The following is a 17,409-nucleotide window of genomic DNA, read 5'->3' as shown; positions in this document are numbered from 1 at the left end:
AAAGGTTGATTTGAGAGTTGCCCGGACTCATAAATTGTTAACTATGGCCTTTAAAGATCTGTTATCTGAGCAAGGCAAACTATTCAGCAATATCACGATTAATGAAATATGTGACAAAGCGATGGTTCACCGTACAACGTTTTACAAACATTTTGAGGATAAATTTGCGCTGTTATCCGCTACCCTCACGTGGGTTCTTCAGGATTATTTACAAATGAGTATAGAAGATCGGCTTCGGCAGCCTTTGCAAAGCCTATCTAGATTCATGTTGGAGAATTTACTGGAGCCGATTGTTCAAAACCAGAAGAATGACAAGGGATTTACTGATTTTTTCAAAAACTATATCGGGGATATATCCAGAAGAGATTTTCTGGAACTCAAAAGAAGAGGTAAACCATTTTCACCTCCCATAGAACTTTTAGCCGAATATCATTCAGGGGTCATTAGTTTACTTGTGACGTGGTGGATATATCATCTTGAAGAAGATATTACGGCAGAACAGATGGATGAGTACTACTATCAAATGGTTAACGAGAAAATCATATTAGATTAGCACGAAGCTCATTCTAAAATCCATATCTGATTTTAAGTTTGAGCTTTAAGGTTATAGATCACGTCTCATAAAGATGGCGATCAAAGCAAAAAAGCCGCTATAATAGCGACTTTAATGTTGGATACCAATATGAACACACACCTGTTGAATATGATTCTCCTTTACGATAATCTCAATAAAAAATGAAAGAACACCTCATTCAAATCCATGGATGAGGTGTCTTTTTTCGGTACTCATTGATTTCTTTTATTTTAATTCATTCATAAACTTCCTAAAGTTTTCGACCATTTCTTTGGATCGGGTGTGATGCAAATAATGTTCTCCCTCGAAAGTCATCACTTTTCCATGCACTGAATCTTTGACTTGCTCTTCATGCAAGGGTATCCATCCTTCCGTTTCGGTATCATTTGCCTGTAAGAAGAAAATCACAGGAAGATCTTTGGGGAAGGACAAGTTCTCAGCTGCTTTGAAATTAGGACCGAAATTTTCGCCTTCATTCAGGTTGTTCGGATTAAACGTATTTTTGAGTGAAAGTATTCTAATTTGCTCTCTGGTCTCGTCATCAACGTCAGGTGCAATCAGTTGATCAGGGGTCAGTTTCATTAACAAACGGTAGAATCCTGATTTTTTAAGCAGTTTGTACGTTTCGGTTGGAAATGGATCATCGTTACCTCCCTGCGTTGGGACACTACTCTCAATGCCGACAAAGGAACTTACTTCGTTGGGATATTTGTTCACATAATCCAGGCCGTATATCCCTGAAATGGAGTGAGCCATAAGCGTGTAACGATGAATACCAAGTTGCTGTAACGCTTCATGAATTTCACTAACCATATTTTCAGTGGTACGCTCTTTTTCAGTAATGTCACTTAATCCATAACCGAAAGGCTCAATGACAACGACTTTGTAGAATGGAGATAGCTCATCGATGAGCGGTTTGAAATCAAGGGCTGGGGCGGGTGTTCCATATCCAGGAAGCAATACTACCGTTTCTTTGCCTTTTCCTTGAATCAATACATTCATGTTTTTTCCGTCAACCGCTACAAACTGGCCATAAGGTTTTATTTTCCCTTCCTCCGATTTGTTGCTAAATACATTAACAATAAAGACAGTCGCAATAAATAATGCAAAAGCGATAACGATCGCACCGAATATTTTGAGCAAAATGATTAATATTTTCTTCATCATGATGGTTCTCTCCTGTTGAGTTCGTTTATTGTACAGACGGTTGAGACTCTATGCCTTTTACTTTTTTAATGAAATTTGAAATTGGGAACCAGCCTCTCCTGCAAATACAATACGGCCGTTCTCGGGTAAAACAACATCATTCTTACCGCTGACTACGCTGTGATTAATACAAATACCCGTCTGGTCATAGACGGCAAAGGCTCCCTTTGCAGGCAACTTCACTGTCATGACTTTTCCTTTCGCAGTCGCGGGTACCGAAAACCATTTGGCATATCCATCTGTTTGAATGGTTGTTGCGGATCGTTTACCCGAATAGATTGGTTTCACCATTTCCTCACTGGCGTATACATAACCTGAAAATGTAAGATACTCTCCTCCGTTCTTTTTGGAGAAATGAATGTCCATCGTATCACGTCCGGCAGAACCCGGAATCTGCAATTGATTGGCTGCTTCGTTGGCTCCAATAATCTTATTATTGGACATATACCCTGGATTCTCTTTATTCATATGAATAGGCAGGATCGATGTAGCACTAAGATAGAGCATGGATGTGTATTTCTCATTCACCAGATAATATTTTTTACCATCGCGCTTTGCCCATGCAGCATTAATTTCCTTGGGTAATGTATTGGCTTTAAGCTTCTCCGCATTATATTCTGAGAGAGCCACCTGTCCGAGTCCTGGAACGGAGATATAAGATCGAGACCACAGGTAGGTATTCCCATTTTTCTCCACAACGAATTTCAACTTTTCTGTACCATCATCACTCACAAAAGATCCCTCTGATGTATAGGTGTATTCTTGAACAGGATTACTTGGAGCTGTGAGAGAGGAGACCGTCATTCGTCCTGCCTTATTTATTTTGATCTTCGTAACTGAATTATTGCTACCATATATACCTGCAAACTTGGAGATTTCTTTAGGCATATCGGCCTTCACAGGTACGCCAAATGATTTTTCCGGTTTCCGTTCTGTAATAATGCCCTTATCTTCAAGTGCGCTGAGTAATAATTCACTCGCAATGAATTGATTGGTTATGCTTGCTCCGCCTGAAGAGATAACCGCTGCAGCCATGTTGTATTCCGGAAGTACCACGAGTGAAGAATGATAAGATAACGTATCTCCACCTTTCATAACAGCCTGAATGCCGTATTCGTTGAATGGGAATAAGTTCACACTATCCCACCCTAACCCGTAAGACATCAGCGTATCGCTATCCTTTGGCCACATGCCTCTTTTATATTCTTCTTGCGCCATGGCTTTTACAGACTTACTGGAAAGAATGTCGTTGATCTCTCCCGTGAAGATTTTTGAAAATTTGACCAGATCTTCAGCAGTGGAATACAGACCTCCAGTACCGAGGACATTATAATTCTCTTTAGGGAGTTGTCCCTCATAAAAAGGGGAATAGATTCCCGCCATTTCTGCCGGATTAACCACATCCTGTGGTGTTTTGGTATGATTCATATCCAAAGGCTCCGTGAAATACTGGTGTATAAATGCGGTATAACTGATGCCGCTCACTCTTTCAACCAGAATCTCGGCTAACGTAAAGCCATCGTTGCTGTAGACGGAGTATGCGCCGGGATTGGCCTTCAGGTTTTGATCCGCCAATTGATCGAGAAACGTATCATGTGAATACGTGTCATTATCTCCGTACAATGTGGCACTGCTGGTTGAGGTGCCCAGAAGACCAGAGGAATGATTCAGCAACATACGGGGTGTAATCTGTTTGTGTCGGTTATCTTTCATTGTAAAATCAGGCATATAGTTCATCACAGGCACATCCAAATCGATCTTGCCTTCGTCAACCAGCTTCATTACAGCGGCTGAAAGCATCATTTTACTGGTTGAACCAATGCCATAGATCGTGTTTGAAGTAAGAGGTGCCTTATCATTTATATCGTTCTTGCCCGTATGACCAGACACCACAATCTCTCCACCATCAATGAGCGCATATTGCAGACTCGTCGTACCGTAAGTCTCAGTCAGTAATTTGGATTTTTCGATTGCGGTATTCTTTGTTGTCTCATACGTAAGGTTAACGTTGTTATTCATGGCAGTCGGTGCGGCCATTGCAGACATTGGAGCAAGTATAGTCAGCATGAGAGTCACAGCAGCTATAGTATTTCTTTTTCTTGCTGTCCTCACACTCATCTTCATTTTTGTTACCTCTCTTGGTTTCACTTTTGCATCTACTCCTGTCTTCATCATTGTGTTAGGCCACCTTAACGTGGGCGCTAAAGACAGTGTAACCTACCAAGATGTCCACCTAATTAATACAGTATGAACGGAGGATGAACAGGCCCAAAAAGTTTGCATGATCACGTGCAAGGAGGGTTATACATGGTTGCATAGCCTAGAGAAGGCATGAACTCCAATCACCCTGCTCGTGGTGTGATTGGCAAGATGACTATGAAGGTCGTTCCTCGTCCGTATTCGCTCTCAACCATAATGTCCCCTTGATGAAGTGAGACAATCTGCTTTACAATAGCCAGTCCCATACCGCTGCCTTCATATATCTGGCTGTGGGAACGATCAGCTTTAAAGAATCGGTCAAATATACGCTTTTGGTCTTCCGGCAGGATACCAATACCCGAATCCGATATACGGATCGTCACGTTCTTGATATTCTGTTTGATCCTGACGTTAATGCGGGCACCATCTTTGGAAAATTTGATGGCATTGCCGAGGATATTGATCCACACCTGATTTAACTGGTCATGATCGGCAGTGATTTTGGTGGGCTGCAAATCTAGATCGAACTGAATGTTGCGGGCTGACCATTGGGGTTGAATAGCGACGATTACTCGTCTGATCTGTTCATCCAGACTGAGCGTGGCAAGTCGCATTTGCAATGACTGAGATTCGAGCAAACTCAGCTTTAGCAGACTATCACTTATTTTGGACATCCGTGCAGTTTCAGTGATGATAATGTCGAGATAAGAGCTTCGTTCTTCATCCGGGATGTCTACCTGCTTGAGCGCTATAGCAAAACCGGAAATGGAAGTGAGTGGAGACTGAACTTCATGAGACACGTTTGCTACGAATTCCCTGCGCATCTGCTCAAGCTGCTTTAGATCGTGCATCATTTCTTCGAAGCTGCGAGCCAAAGTACCTATCTCACCCTTTTGTTTAATATTAAGCTTGACGTTGAAATCTCCAGCAGCTATAAGCCGGGTCGCTTCTGTCAATTTTTTGATCGGTCTTACCAGAAAAATAGCCGCAATTAGTATCAATAGGCTTCCTGCTAACAACGAACAAATCAAAAAGGTTACAACAAACTTGATGAGAAATGAGGTGGAAGAGGAAGTGAGGGGCTCTACAAACATCGCTATGCTTCCCATTTCAGTTTTTATCGGCAATCCCAAGAAGATCGTATCGATTCCATTAACTTGGACTCTTCCTCCATCCAGCACTTTCTTCACTTGTTCTGTAGTCACTAGGAAAGGATGTTGTCCTTTAAGTTCTCCATAGGATTGAAACTGATCCGTTGCTTTATAGATTCGAATGTGGTAAGAGTTGAGTTGTTTCATTTCACTTATAAACATTTCTGCTTCGCGTAGCGGCAATGTCTCGTAGATACGGACGATATCCTGGCCAAAGTCAAGCAAGGAGCCTTGTAAGTTTTCGTTTAATTTATCTTGAAATATCCAGGTTGTAGCAAGAAAAGAAAGGATTGTGCCCCCGATCACGGAGACCAGAAATGTCAGGACTACACGTGTATATAGGGAGCCGGTCACTCCTGCACCTCTAGCCGGTAGCCAAGTCCCCGCACCGTTTCGATGCGAAAATCGGAGATATCAGCAAAACGTTCGCGTAGACGTTTAATATGTACGTCTATCGTTCGATCATCGCCAGTATAATTAATTCCCCAAACTTGATCGATTAATTGCTCGCGCGTATAGACTTGTCCCGGTAATCCAGCAAGTTTATACAATAATTCGAACTCTTTAAGCGGCAAGGTGAACGACTCTGTCCCCCTCAGGACCTTATAAGTCTGCCGGTTCAGAATAACGTTTCCTAACTGGATGGTCTGCGTTAAACCTATACGGTATCGTTTCAACAGTGCCTTGACGCGAGCCATCAACTCAAGCGGATCGAATGGCTTCGTCATATAGTCATCTGTCCCGAGCTGAAAAGCTTGTACTTTCTCCCAGGTTTCGTTTCTTGCCGTCAACATTAGTAACGGAAGATCCGGATTGGCTCTTCGAAGTTCCTCGCATAATGCCCAACCGTCCATGACTGGCATCATAATATCAAGAATGACCAAATCGACTGGCGTGGAGGTATAGATAGCTAGGGCTTCCTTTCCGTCTGCGGCGTTGATGGTTGTAAATCCGTCGTTACGTAAAAATAAACCAACGAGTTTGCGAATGTTCGCATCGTCGTCAGCAACCAATATCGTAGGCATCGTTTCCACTCTCCTAAAAAAGAATAATTCTTCGGTTGAGCAAGAGCAAAGAATTCTAAATTATGCTACCTCATTGGCTGAAATCATGCAATGGGGTTGATGCGAGAAATGATCCCAAAGTGTACCCTATGTAAAGGACATTTTGAAAAAAACTAGGCAACTTGTTGAAGCTGTCTGTATTTTACAGGCGGCAGCTTTTTTAAATTCCAAAAGTTGTGTATGGCAAAATTGTACAAGGAGAAAATACCTGCCCCTCCTCCCGGGCAGGTATTAAAGTTGAATCGTATGAATAGCTTACCAACATTGATCCCTAAATATTAGTCCAGAAGGCTGTAAATCTGAATGCTCTCCACCTTGGCATCCTTGATATGAAACGACATCACATCCACATAATTGGATGGCTCGTAACGGAAGTCATCCTCCTCATCTGGAGCTCCATCACCAAGCAGTTTCCCCTCAGGGTAGGCATCTTTGAGTGTATCCAGGCTATCTCCTGCTTTAATGTTTCGCACTGTTGCATACTTAGGATCTGTAATTTCGATATGAAAGATGGAGTCTTGTTTCCCCTCCGGTATACGGATTGTTTTAATCTCCAGACCAGGATACGTATAGACTTTTTCTGTAAAACCGATTAACGTATCCATGTTTGTTCCATCGTCGGCGCTGTACGTATGAGATTTCAGGTTATCCGGTTGGCCCAGCATCTGTTCCATCTGATCCTCATTCGCTGTATCCGAAATCGCAATGGTGTGCTCATTATAGACAAAAGCAAGCTCCTTCAGCACCACATTGCCTTCCTTCTCCATCGAACCTTCCTTAATAGCTTCAGCACTCTGTCCTTCCGAATTTTCTGAAGCAGGCGCTGTAGAATTTGATGCTCCTTCGCCTTTGGCCTGTTCGTTCGACGTGTTTTTTTCAGCCGAGTTCTGCGCCGCTTCTGGAGACTTGGCACCATTGGACTGACAGCCCGTCAGAGCCATCGTTAGTAAAGTACTCAGCAGGATAATAGCTGTAGCTTTGTTTATCAATTTCATCATGATCCCTCCATAAATGTGTGATTTCTTCTTATGAAGTGATTATATAAAACCTTTTCCCAGTTGACTTTCGATGTCGATATACCCATTAAACCGATCTACAATTTCTTTACAAATAGAAAGTCCAAGACCTGAACCGTTCGCTGTACTTGCATTTTTCGCCCGGTAAAAGCGTTCCTGCACTCTCTCCAGCTCATCGCCCGCGATGCCGATACCTTGGTCGCGTATCCATATAACCACCTCACTCGGTGTATGTTCCATCTCTAATTTGATCTGCGAGTGATTGGCTGAGTATTTGATAGCGTTGTGCACAAGATTGGCGATCGCATGTGACATCAACATTGGATTTACGTTGGCGTAAACTCTTGTCGTATCCTCATCATCCGGTTCTCCCTCCGCTTTACTGACTCTGATCTCGATCCCTTTATCCTTGGCCTTCGCTCGCATACATTCAACTGTAATCTCAAAATCTTTCGCTCTAATATTCTACGCTGATAAACAATCCCCTTTGTCTGACTTTCCAGCAGAAATTGTTCTTGAAGTTGACCTTTACGCAGATTTAAAATGCGATGTGCTTCCTCAAACTGTTTGATCTTTTCCTTCACTATACCCTCCTGTTTATCCAAAAACAGATAAATCTCCTCAGGTGGCATTTCAATAACCTGCTTAATTTAATCAAGCCGTGTTCCAATAAACTTTAAATACTTAATGATATCCAGATAAAAAATTTGTCTAACGCTATAGTAAAGGTAGTTATTATCTTTGTTTACATATTCTGGATTGAATAGATTCAGTTTATCGTAATGACGAAGCGTCTGAATGGTAACATTGTTTAATTTATCCATCTCTCCAATGGATAGGAAAGTTTTCATTATCTCACTCCCATGTAATGTTTTATATCATATAGCGCTTACATTCATAAAACCGCTCTTGACTGTATTGTAACAATAGACTTTATATTTGAAAGTGCTGAAGCTGCAGAAGCAGCATGGGTATCCGATATAGGGAAACGTCTTGATGACGATACTCTGCGAATGTTGGATGTATCGTCGATGATTACAATTCCTGTAGCAATCAGAACGGTGTTTAATCAAGCTAAATAATTGATTCAGAGGAGCGGAACGTTATGTCAAAAGAGAGTAGCAGCAAGAACTACGACCAGGCAGCAGCAGATATTGTCCGTTTGGTTGGCGGCGAGTCCAATATTGATAGCCTGGTGCACTGTGCGACACGCCTTAGATTCGTGTTAAACGATACCAGTCAAGCCGATAAACCATCATTAGAACAATTGAAAAAAGTTTTAACGGTGGTAGAGAGCGGTGGACAGTATCAAGTTGTTATTGGGAATCAAGTTCCAGAAGTATATAGCGCAATTATGAACCAGATTAATGTAGGTTCTTTGAATAAGGAACAGACCAGTACGAAGAAGAAGAGTATGACTTCCCGAATCTTCGAGATCATTTCTGGCGGTTTCTCTCCTCTTCTTCCTGCCCTGGTCGGTTCAGGTATGGTTAAGGCTTTGTTAAGCATTTTGACAACACTCGGATGGCTTTCTGCGGAGTCACATACGTACCTGATCCTTGCTGCTGCTGGTAATGCCGTTTTCTATTTCCTGCCGATCCTGCTGGGCATTACGCTAGCAAACAAGCTAGGCGCTACGCCATACGTATGCGGAGTCATCGGCGCAGCATTGATGGAACCCAATTTTACTGGCATCCTGGCTTCCGGTGTGGAACGCACAACGTTCCTCGGCATACCAGTTATCCTTGCTAACTATGCCTCTACTGTGTTTCCCGTCTTTATTGCGGTCTCAATCTTTGCTGTATTGGAAAGAAACTTGAAGAGAATCGTTCCTAAGAGTGTGCAGTTGTTCCTCGTTCCGATGCTGTCACTAGTTATCGTGGTACCATTAACCGTCATTGCGTTTGGCCCATTCGGTGTGTACGTGAGCCAAGGTATTGCTGGTGGCATTACATTCCTGGTCGAAAACAGCGGTATCGTTGCTGGTTTAGTCATTGGAGGACTTGTTCCTTTCCTGGTGGTTCTTGGCGTCCACTGGGGGTTGGTACCGATTATTCTGTTGAACCTGAGCGAACTTGGAGCCGATCCGATCATCGGCATGTGGCTGGCAGCAACATATGCGCAAACAGGTATAGCGCTAGGTGTCTTCCTAAAAACCAAGGATTCCGCATTAAAAGCAGCTGCCGGTTCCTCAACCATGACTGCATTACTTGCAGGGGTTACTGAACCAATTCTGTAGGGTATCGTTCTTCGTTACAAAAGGCTACTTCCTTTGATGATTGCGGCGGGAGCAATTGGAGGCGTATTTCTGGCTTTATTTAAAGTCAATGCGACATCCTTTGTTCTCCAGAGTGTCTTTGCGTTTGGAGCATTCACTCCAATAAGTTACGCAATACTCGGTTCATTATTATCCTTAGTCTTGGCAACGGTGCTCGTACTGATTTTCGGCATCGGCGAAGCCGAACCCTCCAACTCGCCTAACAAAGTAAAAACGGATTCAAAAAAGGTTGAAGTTCCCCAGACCCATATTGCAATCCAAGAAGTGATCAGCTCTCCGCTTAATGGACAGATCAAAGCTCTCAAGGATGTGGATGATGCTGCATTTGCGATTGAAGCCATGGGAAAAGGTATTGCCATCGTCCCGGTTGAAGGTAGGTGTGTGCTCCTTTTAACGGTAAAATTGTTACCACATTCCCGTCCAAGCATGCCATTGGATTGCGGTCTGAACAGGGAGCCGAGCTGCTTGTTCATGTAGGTATAAATACAGTAAAACTCAAAGGAAAGTACTTCTCGCTTCATATTAATGAAGGTGACGAGATCACTCAGGGACAGCTATTACTGGACTTCGATATTGCTAAAATTCAGGAAGCTGGCTTTGATATCACAACTCCAGTCGTTGTCACGAATACCGATGCTTATAAGTCGGTTACACCAACACAGGACACGAAAACGACCTATCCAAATGAAATCTTGACGCTTATACCTTGAAAATAACTACGATCAAATTAAATAGAGCATTGCTTATAGTCAATGCTCTATTATGGAAAGGAAGTTTATTATGAAAGAATTTCCTTCAACTTTCTATGTGGCGGCGCACTAGCCGCCAACCAAGTTGAAGGAGCCTATGCAGAGAACGTTATCGTGAAAAAGTATCCGACTGGCTAACATTTAATGAAATCAACATCGCCCTGCATGCCCCATTCATATCCGTTGGGATTCGTCACGATCAGGGGGAGATATCTAAACAGGTATTGTACCAGGCGATTCACCATCAGTTCCGTTGACTCCTCATCCCTCCGATATAATTAAGACTCTTGAACAGGAACGCGAGACACTTTTCTTTGCAGACGTTCAAGTTAGAGGTTACTATCCAAGTTACATCAAGCGGTATTTCAAGGAAAATGACATCCAGATCCATATGGAACAGGGTGATGAGGAAATGCTGCGTCATACAGTAGATTTCATTTCGTTTAGCTATTGTATGAGCGGATGCGCAACTGCAAACGAGGAACTAAATATTCAATCCAAGGCTAATATTTTGAGTACAGTCAAAAACCCTTATCTTGCAAGCTCAGAGTGGGGTTGGCAGATCGATCCAGAAGGTCTGCGTTACACGCTAAACACCTACTATGATCGTTATCAAAAAGAGATACGGATTTATCTACGTAGACCGTCATGATGATCTTAGTGGAAGTTTCAAGCGAATCAAAAAGAAAAGTTTCAACTGGTATAAACAGGTTATCGAGTCAAATGGAGCTGCTTTAGGTAAGAAAATCGATCAAAATTAATTACCGTTCAGGTTAGATAGAAGAAATTTTAACCCTTTTAAATCAATGCCTACGTTTGATGGCACTGCTTTAAAAGGGTTTTTATTTAAGTTCTGAAAAATCGTATCCTGATTTCATCCATTCTTTCAGTGGCTGAACTCTCATTTCATGTAGCGATATTCTAGTAGATCCTTCAAATTTGAGATTTTCTGCAGCAGCTTTTCCCCGACATTGGTTTCCCTCACCAGTTTCCGCTCCAGTTCTTTGTCCACCAATCTTTTTACAGATAACACGTCCGTTCCGTTACATAACACATCTTCTTTTGAATTAAATTTCTTATGGGCGACGAGTTGCATGCCAAAGGAATTGTACAGCAAGGTATATCCGGCAATGCCCGTTGTGGATTGATAGGCTTTGGAAAAACCGCCGTCAATCACGATCATTTTGCCGTTTGCTTTAACAGGGCTCTCTCCGCTAATTTCTTTGACTGGCGTGTGGCCGTTAATGACATGTCCATGATCCGGATTCAAATCAAACTCCTGCAAGATTTTTCGGCAGACCTCTTCATTTTCACGTAAATGGTAGTAAGGATTTTTTTTCTCCTTATGTGCTTCTTTATCTTGGATAAAATAACGTTCAAAAGTGGTCATTTCTCTCTTACCAAAGAGCGAGGAACATTCCCCTGTCCAGATGTACCATACCATATCCGTCGCCAGATCTTCTGTCTCTTCGGGATGTGCAAAGGCGTAACGTAAATAATCTTCAAAAACATCAAGCAATTGACGGCCCGCATATGTCTTGTCTTCAATCTGCATTTCTTCCATATTTCCTTCTTCATCCAAAGGAATACAGCCGTGGATTAACAAATTCCCATTGTATTTTAAATAAAGGCTACCCTTTTTCATGAGAAAATTCACATGTCTCGCCAGCTTTTCGGAATGCTGAACGGAGAACAGCAGCTTTTCCATCACCTGGCGTTCTTCCTCCAGCAATTGTTCAGGCTTCTGCGGATTTACGGTTGTAAAACAGGTGTTTTCCAGCAGGTACGTTTTTCCGCAGATGTTGATTTCATTTTTGTCGTAATCAATCTGCTCCAGCAAAAGTCTTTCAGACATATTAAAGTATGGGCGTCTTTTGATAATCGGGCTTTCAAGTTTAAATTGGATCATGGCAATGGCTTGGTGAATCTTGGTGATCTGCAGAATTTCCTGCTCCGATACATTATTGCCAGCCTGTAACTTAGGTCTGAAGGGCAGATTGTCTTCATAGTATTTTTCCGCCAAGTTTAGCAGTGGGCGCAGATTGATTCCGTATACATCTTCTATGATGTCCAGATTGTCGTATCTGGCGCAGATCCGGATAATATTCGCAAGGCAGACCAGAGAACCCGCGTAGGCACCGATCCAGAGGACATCATGGTTCCCCCACTGAATGTCTACAGAATGGTAGTTGATTAGCGTATCCATAATTTTATCGGGGTCCGGCCCCCGGTCATAGATATCTCCAACCACATGAAGATGGTCAACCACCAGGCGCTGGGTCGTGTAAGCAAGGCCAATAATGAGCTTGTCCGCTTGGCCCAAGGATATAATTTGCCGATAGATTTCCTCGTAATAAGGATCCTTATTGTTGTTCGAATCCGTCTTGTATAGAAGCTCCTCCACAATATATACATACTGCTCCGGCAGAGCTTTACGTAATTTCGAGCGCGTATACTTGGAAGAGGCATAAGAAATAAGCTTGAGCATGTGTTCAATCGTTAGTCTATACCACTGGTTCAAAGCCTGTCTATTGCTCAGTTCTCCTATAACCAGTTGTATTTTTTCTTCGGGATAATAAACCAACGCCGCAAATTCATTGATTTCTTGATCCGTCCATACCTCCCGGAATAATTCTTTAATTTTTTCTTTGACGGTACCCGAACCGTTTCGCAGTACATGCTGAAAAGCTTGGAACTCTCCATGCAAATCACTGACAAAATGCTCGGTTCCCTTTGGGAGATTGGAGATCGCTTCAAGGTTGATGATCTCTGTGATAATTTTTTCTTCTGTATCATATTTGTGGCCCAATAAATCTAGAAACTGCTCATCCAAAACAGATGTCCCCCTTCAAAGAAGTAATGCCATTTATACATGTGTTGATTATCAGCATTGCTCTCCCTCATCATACTCCAGTTCATCATATATGAACAAATTCATTGATTCTGGTTACGGTTTCCATGAGCTACCTTGATTGTGGTCTAACTCTTCCGGTAAGCAACCTTATGAAAAGCATTGATATAATGAAATAGTTCCTCACCCTCATCAGACACCGGAGTGCTTCCATCCATTGGTAACATCATTGCCTGATACGGTTCAGGTACCATTCTATATTGATGAACATAGGTGGTTAGGACAAACCCGTTGTGTTGCCAAAACTGAATGCGTTTCTGATGAGCCTCTGTTGTCCCGGACTCCGCCTCGATGATAATCCCTTTGATCCCGTGTTCCCTCAACGCCCAATCTCTGAGTTGCTTTAGCATCCATGTTCCTATACCCAACCCGCGCAGCTGCTGTTCAATCGCAAGGTAATCAATAATCAGGATGCGGTCTGCACCCTTACCCACCAGTCCAGTAACAGCCATCGCAACCACTTCTCCATGATGCACGCCCGTGTGTAAATAACCAATGCCCCGATCCAGCATACTGCGAAGAATCGCTTTTGTCTTGGCACCGCTTGGAAAAGCTTCATGATAGATCCGCTCCATCCGCGCCCACAATGCTTCATCCCATACCTCTATAGTCGTAAACTCTAATTCCAGCATTTTTTCACCCCCAGATTTTCTCTTCGAATTCAGTAAAATCCCCCCTCTTCTCAAAAGGGAGGATATACGCTAACCGTGTTAGATTAAGATCATTTTATTATTTTACTCTAAAATTGTGTTTGGAGCATATTTGCTTACAAGAGGTACAGCACTTAACAGATATGCTACAGTCAACACGATTAAGACAATAGTGAGTACCCACAGTGCAGGGCCTACAAACATCGCCATAACAAAGCCTAATGAAATCAGACTGTTCACGTGTACATTAGTTGTTCCAACCCTTTCAAAAACATTCTAATTTATGCGTGAACATATTAAAACCTGTCAAAATGTTGTTAGTAGTAAAACTATAGATATTCATGATAATCAAAATTGGTTGTAAAAATAGATATAGGCTTCAATTCGCCTTTGTGCCTCATCTCATTTTTGGTTAGCTCTATCTGCTCTAAAGAGTCGCGCTTCAAAGCGTAATTACAGCGATGCGCGCCGAATTCGTGAGCGGATTTAATAGCTAATCCTTGATCTCGACTACATCCCCATGGTCTTTATAGTAATAATATCCCCTTGCGACCCACTTTCATGGAAAAAAGTACAAATTCATATAAAAAACCGTCGATCATTTTGATTGACGGTTTCATACCTACTTTCAATAGAATAAGACCTGATAACTTCAACGTGAAACTACTTATTACAACGCCCGTTTTGTCAAGAATTTCCCGATCTCATCCATATAACCTTGCGTTGTTATGCTTCTTGGAGCAAATAGGAAACGAAGTCCCATCTTCCATTCCGACCCTGCAATAGATGTGGGCAACATGGAATGTTCCGTATGTTGGAATGTTTTTACATGGAGCAAGTAAGACGGATTGACCTCCTGACGGTAGGTACGTTCTGTATCTTTAATATCCACATTAACATCATCTTGTCCAAGCAGCAGCAGAACCGGACTTTTGAAATTGCGCAGACTTTCGGTAGCATCCGCATTATAATTTTTGCTGACAAAGTTCCAGCGTTCCCGGGACATCGGTTCTTCGCCTTTCCGTGTATGCTGGGTATATTCCTCATAAGTGCCATCACTCTTTAAAATATCTTTGGTCTGATTCTCGTACGTTACCTGTGCTTCAATCTCCTGTGACGAGTGGCCATCCTTTGCCATCTGACTCCGCGTATTGTATTCGCCTTGGTTCAGCCAATTAATAGCTGGTGATACAAGGATGCTGAATGCGAGATTTTCCTTGCCAGCAAGTTTGGGGATGACCCAGCCCGCCTGACTTGCTCCCCATACGCCAATCCGGGAACCGTCAATCATCGGCTGTTGTTTGGCCCAGGCGACGGCTTGCTGTGCCTCAACTACGCGATCATCGATGCTTTGATCCAGCCAGTTCCCCTCCGAACCTCCTATACCGCGTTTGTCCAGGGATAAGGATGCATAACCGATGGAGGCAAGGCGCTCCCATAGCGGTTTGTAGCCTTCACTATGCGTTGCGTCGATGGGACCGTCTCCGTGGATAAAGAGCACCAAGCCAAGCTTCGCTTTCTCGGTATCCTTTTTGGGGAGTGTAAGGATGCCTGTCAATGTCCCCTGGGCAGTATGAATTTCTACGGGGTGTTCCACCATGTTATAGTCCTGTTGTGCAACGATATATAGCCCTGTACCAGTGAATAATAAAATGAAAATGAGTAAGGAGATCCATATTTTTTTGCGTTTAAGCTTGTGCTGTTTCAACGTAGTTGTCTCCTTTGCGGGTCATGTAGTTCCATTGATGTTCACCGAGTAGCAATCCTGTTAGAATGCTGTTTGTACTGTTTTGTTTGAGAAAATGATACCGTTCGTACAGCTGCATCGCTTTCTGATTATGACTCGCGACATGCAGACTTAGATAAGACAGCTGTGCAGTTTGAAGCTTGTATTGTTGTGCCCAGGCCATAAGTTGTCTGCCAACGCCTCTGCCTTGATGATGCGGGTGTACAACGATATCTTCGATATAACATTCCCCCGCATCAGGCTCATGTTTTAGCAGCTGTATTCCCGCCATGATTCGAAGCAGTTTCCAATATCCGATGTGCCTGCGCATTCTCCACCATTTTGACGGGGTAGCATCAGCCTTCTTAATAACCTCACTGGCCTTCCATTTTAGAGCCATCGTTCCTAGGAGTACATCATTCTCCAACGCTGCAACGCGCAGACTGCCTGTCTGCTTGGGTTCATAAAGCAACAACTGCTCGAAGACGGAAGCCAGCTCGGATATAGACAATGAAGAAGACTTTTGGAATTTGTGCCCGAAACCATACGCCATCAGTTTTGCAGCATCCCTGTATTTCGCAGGTGTTATGGGTTCGATCCGGACGACTTGGGTTTGAATGAGATTTGTATTGATGAGATTCGTCTGAACAAGATTGCTCATAAGTTCACCACCTCAGGATTCGAGACATGCGAGAGTAGTTCATAATATAGCTGTTCAGGTGTGAAAAGGGATAAATAGGATTTTTCCACCATGATCAGCGGTCCTGAACAGATGTATCCCATCTCTTCAGCGTAAGCATAGAAATCCTGAATATTAGCAGTGAGTTGTTCTTCATTTTGTACCCATAGGGTACGGGATACATATGAACCTGCTGGCAGCATTAAATCACTCAGCACTTCTTCTTCCCGAGTGTACATGCCTACGATGCCAGAATCGCTGTACACATAATGAATATCTGCTTCAAACAGATTAGGAACGTTGCTACTGTTGTTGCTGTTCTGCACAAGCTCTTGGGCGCTCAGGCTGGCAGGTGCCTGCAACTCAAACCACAAGGACAGTGGAACCTCGTCACGCTGAACGAGCGCATATGCACCTTCCTCTGTTTGGGAAATGTACTCTTTTTCCTCAAGCAGCTTTTCAATAAAACGTTTGGTCTCCTGCAGCTTTCGGATCTCCGCCTCTGTATCTGTCAGGGCCTGACGAAAAAGCGGAGTAATCTGCTCCGCAGTCAGATGGGACAGGCACTCTTTGATCACTTGCACAGACAGACCCATCTTACGCAGCAATAGAATATGAGCAAGTCGATACACTTCGTCGATCCCGTACATTCGGTATTGATTATCACCTGTATATGCCGGCTGTAGTACCCCTTTTTCTTCAAAATAACGAATCTGATGTACGGACACTTGCATCAGATTGGCCAGCTCGCTAATTGTAATTTCATCCTTCATGGCACTCATGGTTATCTCCACCTTTGTTGTCCTATCTGTTAATAGCATAAACCTTAGGTCAGACCTAAGGTCAAGTATTATTTATTCTATGATGACCCCTTACATAGGTACTAAAACACCAAAAAGAGCAAGTCACATAAGTGACCAGCCCGTTTTTTCGATTACATATTCTTACTAGATCACTGCTGCAAAATGATCCTCAAGCTTCTCCGCAGTCATTGTCCCCCCACCAAGGTTATGAAGTTCATTTCCTTTTTGCAAGAAATTAGATATTCCTAACTTTCAGACGAAAATCAAGGGATCATCCTCAAGTTGGCCTGGGATTTCCAGTCCTTCAGGAGTCAGTATTGTGACCGGTGATTATACAGTACACTGTTTCTTGGGCTTGTTTCCAAACCTCTAATGACTGGATGCTGCAATAAATCATTTTCAT

14 protein-coding genes and 2 pseudogenes are annotated in these 17,409 nt (G+C 42.9%); 4 read left to right on the top strand and 12 right to left on the bottom strand.

The window, feature by feature from the left end; genetic code table 11:
• Window positions 1-34: 34 nt before the first annotated feature.
• Window positions 35-553, top strand: a complete 519-nt coding sequence (locus tag C0Q44_RS18020; RefSeq protein WP_181151060.1) for a TetR/AcrR family transcriptional regulator — start codon at window positions 35-37, stop codon at window positions 551-553.
• A gap of 246 nt (window positions 554-799) precedes the next feature.
• Here C0Q44_RS18020 and C0Q44_RS18015 read toward each other — a convergent pair whose 3' ends face one another.
• The 7 genes from C0Q44_RS18015 to C0Q44_RS31850 form a co-directional block, all read right to left on the bottom strand.
• On the bottom strand, window positions 800-1,741 hold the full coding sequence (locus tag C0Q44_RS18015; RefSeq protein ID WP_105408652.1) for an alpha/beta hydrolase: 942 nt from the start codon (window positions 1,739-1,741) through the stop codon (window positions 800-802).
• A gap of 57 nt (window positions 1,742-1,798) precedes the next feature.
• Complete coding sequence (locus C0Q44_RS18010; RefSeq protein WP_374955125.1) at window positions 1,799-3,898, bottom strand: serine hydrolase domain-containing protein; 2,100 nt, start codon at window positions 3,896-3,898, stop codon at window positions 1,799-1,801.
• Window positions 3,899-4,122: 224 nt separating this feature from the next.
• Window positions 4,123-5,484 (bottom strand): sensor histidine kinase, encoded by a 1,362-nt coding sequence (locus C0Q44_RS18005; RefSeq protein ID WP_105408651.1) that lies wholly within the window; start codon window positions 5,482-5,484, stop codon window positions 4,123-4,125.
• A complete protein-coding gene (locus C0Q44_RS18000) occupies window positions 5,481-6,155 on the bottom strand; it encodes a response regulator transcription factor (protein WP_105408650.1) in 675 nt (224 codons plus the stop codon). The genes C0Q44_RS18005 and C0Q44_RS18000 overlap by 4 nt, the downstream gene beginning before the upstream one ends.
• 317 nt (window positions 6,156-6,472) lie before the next feature.
• Window positions 6,473-7,189, bottom strand: coding sequence for a hypothetical protein (locus tag C0Q44_RS17995; protein WP_105408649.1), 717 nt, complete (start codon window positions 7,187-7,189; stop codon window positions 6,473-6,475).
• 42 nt (window positions 7,190-7,231) lie between these two features.
• Window positions 7,232-7,636, bottom strand: coding sequence for a sensor histidine kinase (locus tag C0Q44_RS17990; protein ID WP_258166420.1), 405 nt, complete (start codon window positions 7,634-7,636; stop codon window positions 7,232-7,234).
• 224 nt (window positions 7,637-7,860) lie between these two features.
• Window positions 7,861-8,034, bottom strand: a complete 174-nt coding sequence (locus C0Q44_RS31850; RefSeq protein WP_374955124.1) for a MerR family transcriptional regulator — start codon at window positions 8,032-8,034, stop codon at window positions 7,861-7,863.
• Between the two features lie 281 nt (window positions 8,035-8,315).
• Here C0Q44_RS31850 and C0Q44_RS32030 point away from each other — a divergent pair, with 281 nt between their 5' ends.
• The 3 genes and pseudogenes from C0Q44_RS32030 to C0Q44_RS17975 all read left to right on the top strand — a co-directional run.
• Window positions 8,316-9,449: a PTS transporter subunit EIIC gene (locus C0Q44_RS32030; protein WP_258166419.1), complete on the top strand. Its 1,134-nt coding sequence runs from the start codon at window positions 8,316-8,318 to the stop codon at window positions 9,447-9,449.
• A 36-nt stretch (window positions 9,450-9,485) separates the two neighbouring features.
• Window positions 9,486-10,198: pseudogene (locus tag C0Q44_RS32025) on the top strand (PTS sugar transporter subunit IIA).
• Window positions 10,199-10,341: 143 nt separating this feature from the next.
• A pseudogene (locus C0Q44_RS17975) lies at window positions 10,342-10,998 on the top strand (family 1 glycosylhydrolase); the annotation flags it as partial.
• Window positions 10,999-11,138: 140 nt separating this feature from the next.
• Here the strand turns inward: C0Q44_RS17975 and C0Q44_RS17970 are convergent.
• From C0Q44_RS17970 to C0Q44_RS17950, 5 genes are all read right to left on the bottom strand, one after another.
• Window positions 11,139-13,070: a fructose-1,6-bisphosphatase gene (locus C0Q44_RS17970; protein ID WP_105408647.1), complete on the bottom strand. Its 1,932-nt coding sequence runs from the start codon at window positions 13,068-13,070 to the stop codon at window positions 11,139-11,141.
• 146 nt (window positions 13,071-13,216) lie between these two features.
• A complete protein-coding gene (locus tag C0Q44_RS17965) occupies window positions 13,217-13,780 on the bottom strand; it encodes a GNAT family N-acetyltransferase (RefSeq protein ID WP_105408646.1) in 564 nt (187 codons plus the stop codon).
• A 688-nt stretch (window positions 13,781-14,468) separates the two neighbouring features.
• Entirely contained in the window at window positions 14,469-15,506 is a 1,038-nt protein-coding gene (locus tag C0Q44_RS17960) for an alpha/beta hydrolase family protein (protein WP_258166418.1), read from the bottom strand.
• Window positions 15,487-16,185 carry a GNAT family N-acetyltransferase gene (locus C0Q44_RS17955; RefSeq protein ID WP_105408645.1) on the bottom strand — a complete coding sequence of 233 codons (699 nt, stop codon included), beginning with the start codon at window positions 16,183-16,185 and terminating at the stop codon, window positions 15,487-15,489. Before C0Q44_RS17955 ends, C0Q44_RS17960 begins: the two co-directional genes overlap by 20 nt.
• Entirely contained in the window at window positions 16,182-16,985 is an 804-nt protein-coding gene (locus C0Q44_RS17950) for a helix-turn-helix domain-containing protein (RefSeq protein WP_258166417.1), read from the bottom strand. The genes C0Q44_RS17955 and C0Q44_RS17950 overlap by 4 nt, the downstream gene beginning before the upstream one ends.
• Window positions 16,986-17,409 lie beyond the last annotated feature (424 nt).

The organism is Paenibacillus sp. PCH8, from assembly GCF_002968835.1.
In the GTDB taxonomy this organism is placed as follows: domain Bacteria; phylum Bacillota; class Bacilli; order Paenibacillales; family Paenibacillaceae; genus Paenibacillus.
Note: the sequence above shows the minus strand (reverse complement) of the source record. Positions and strands in the feature narration are given on the sequence as shown.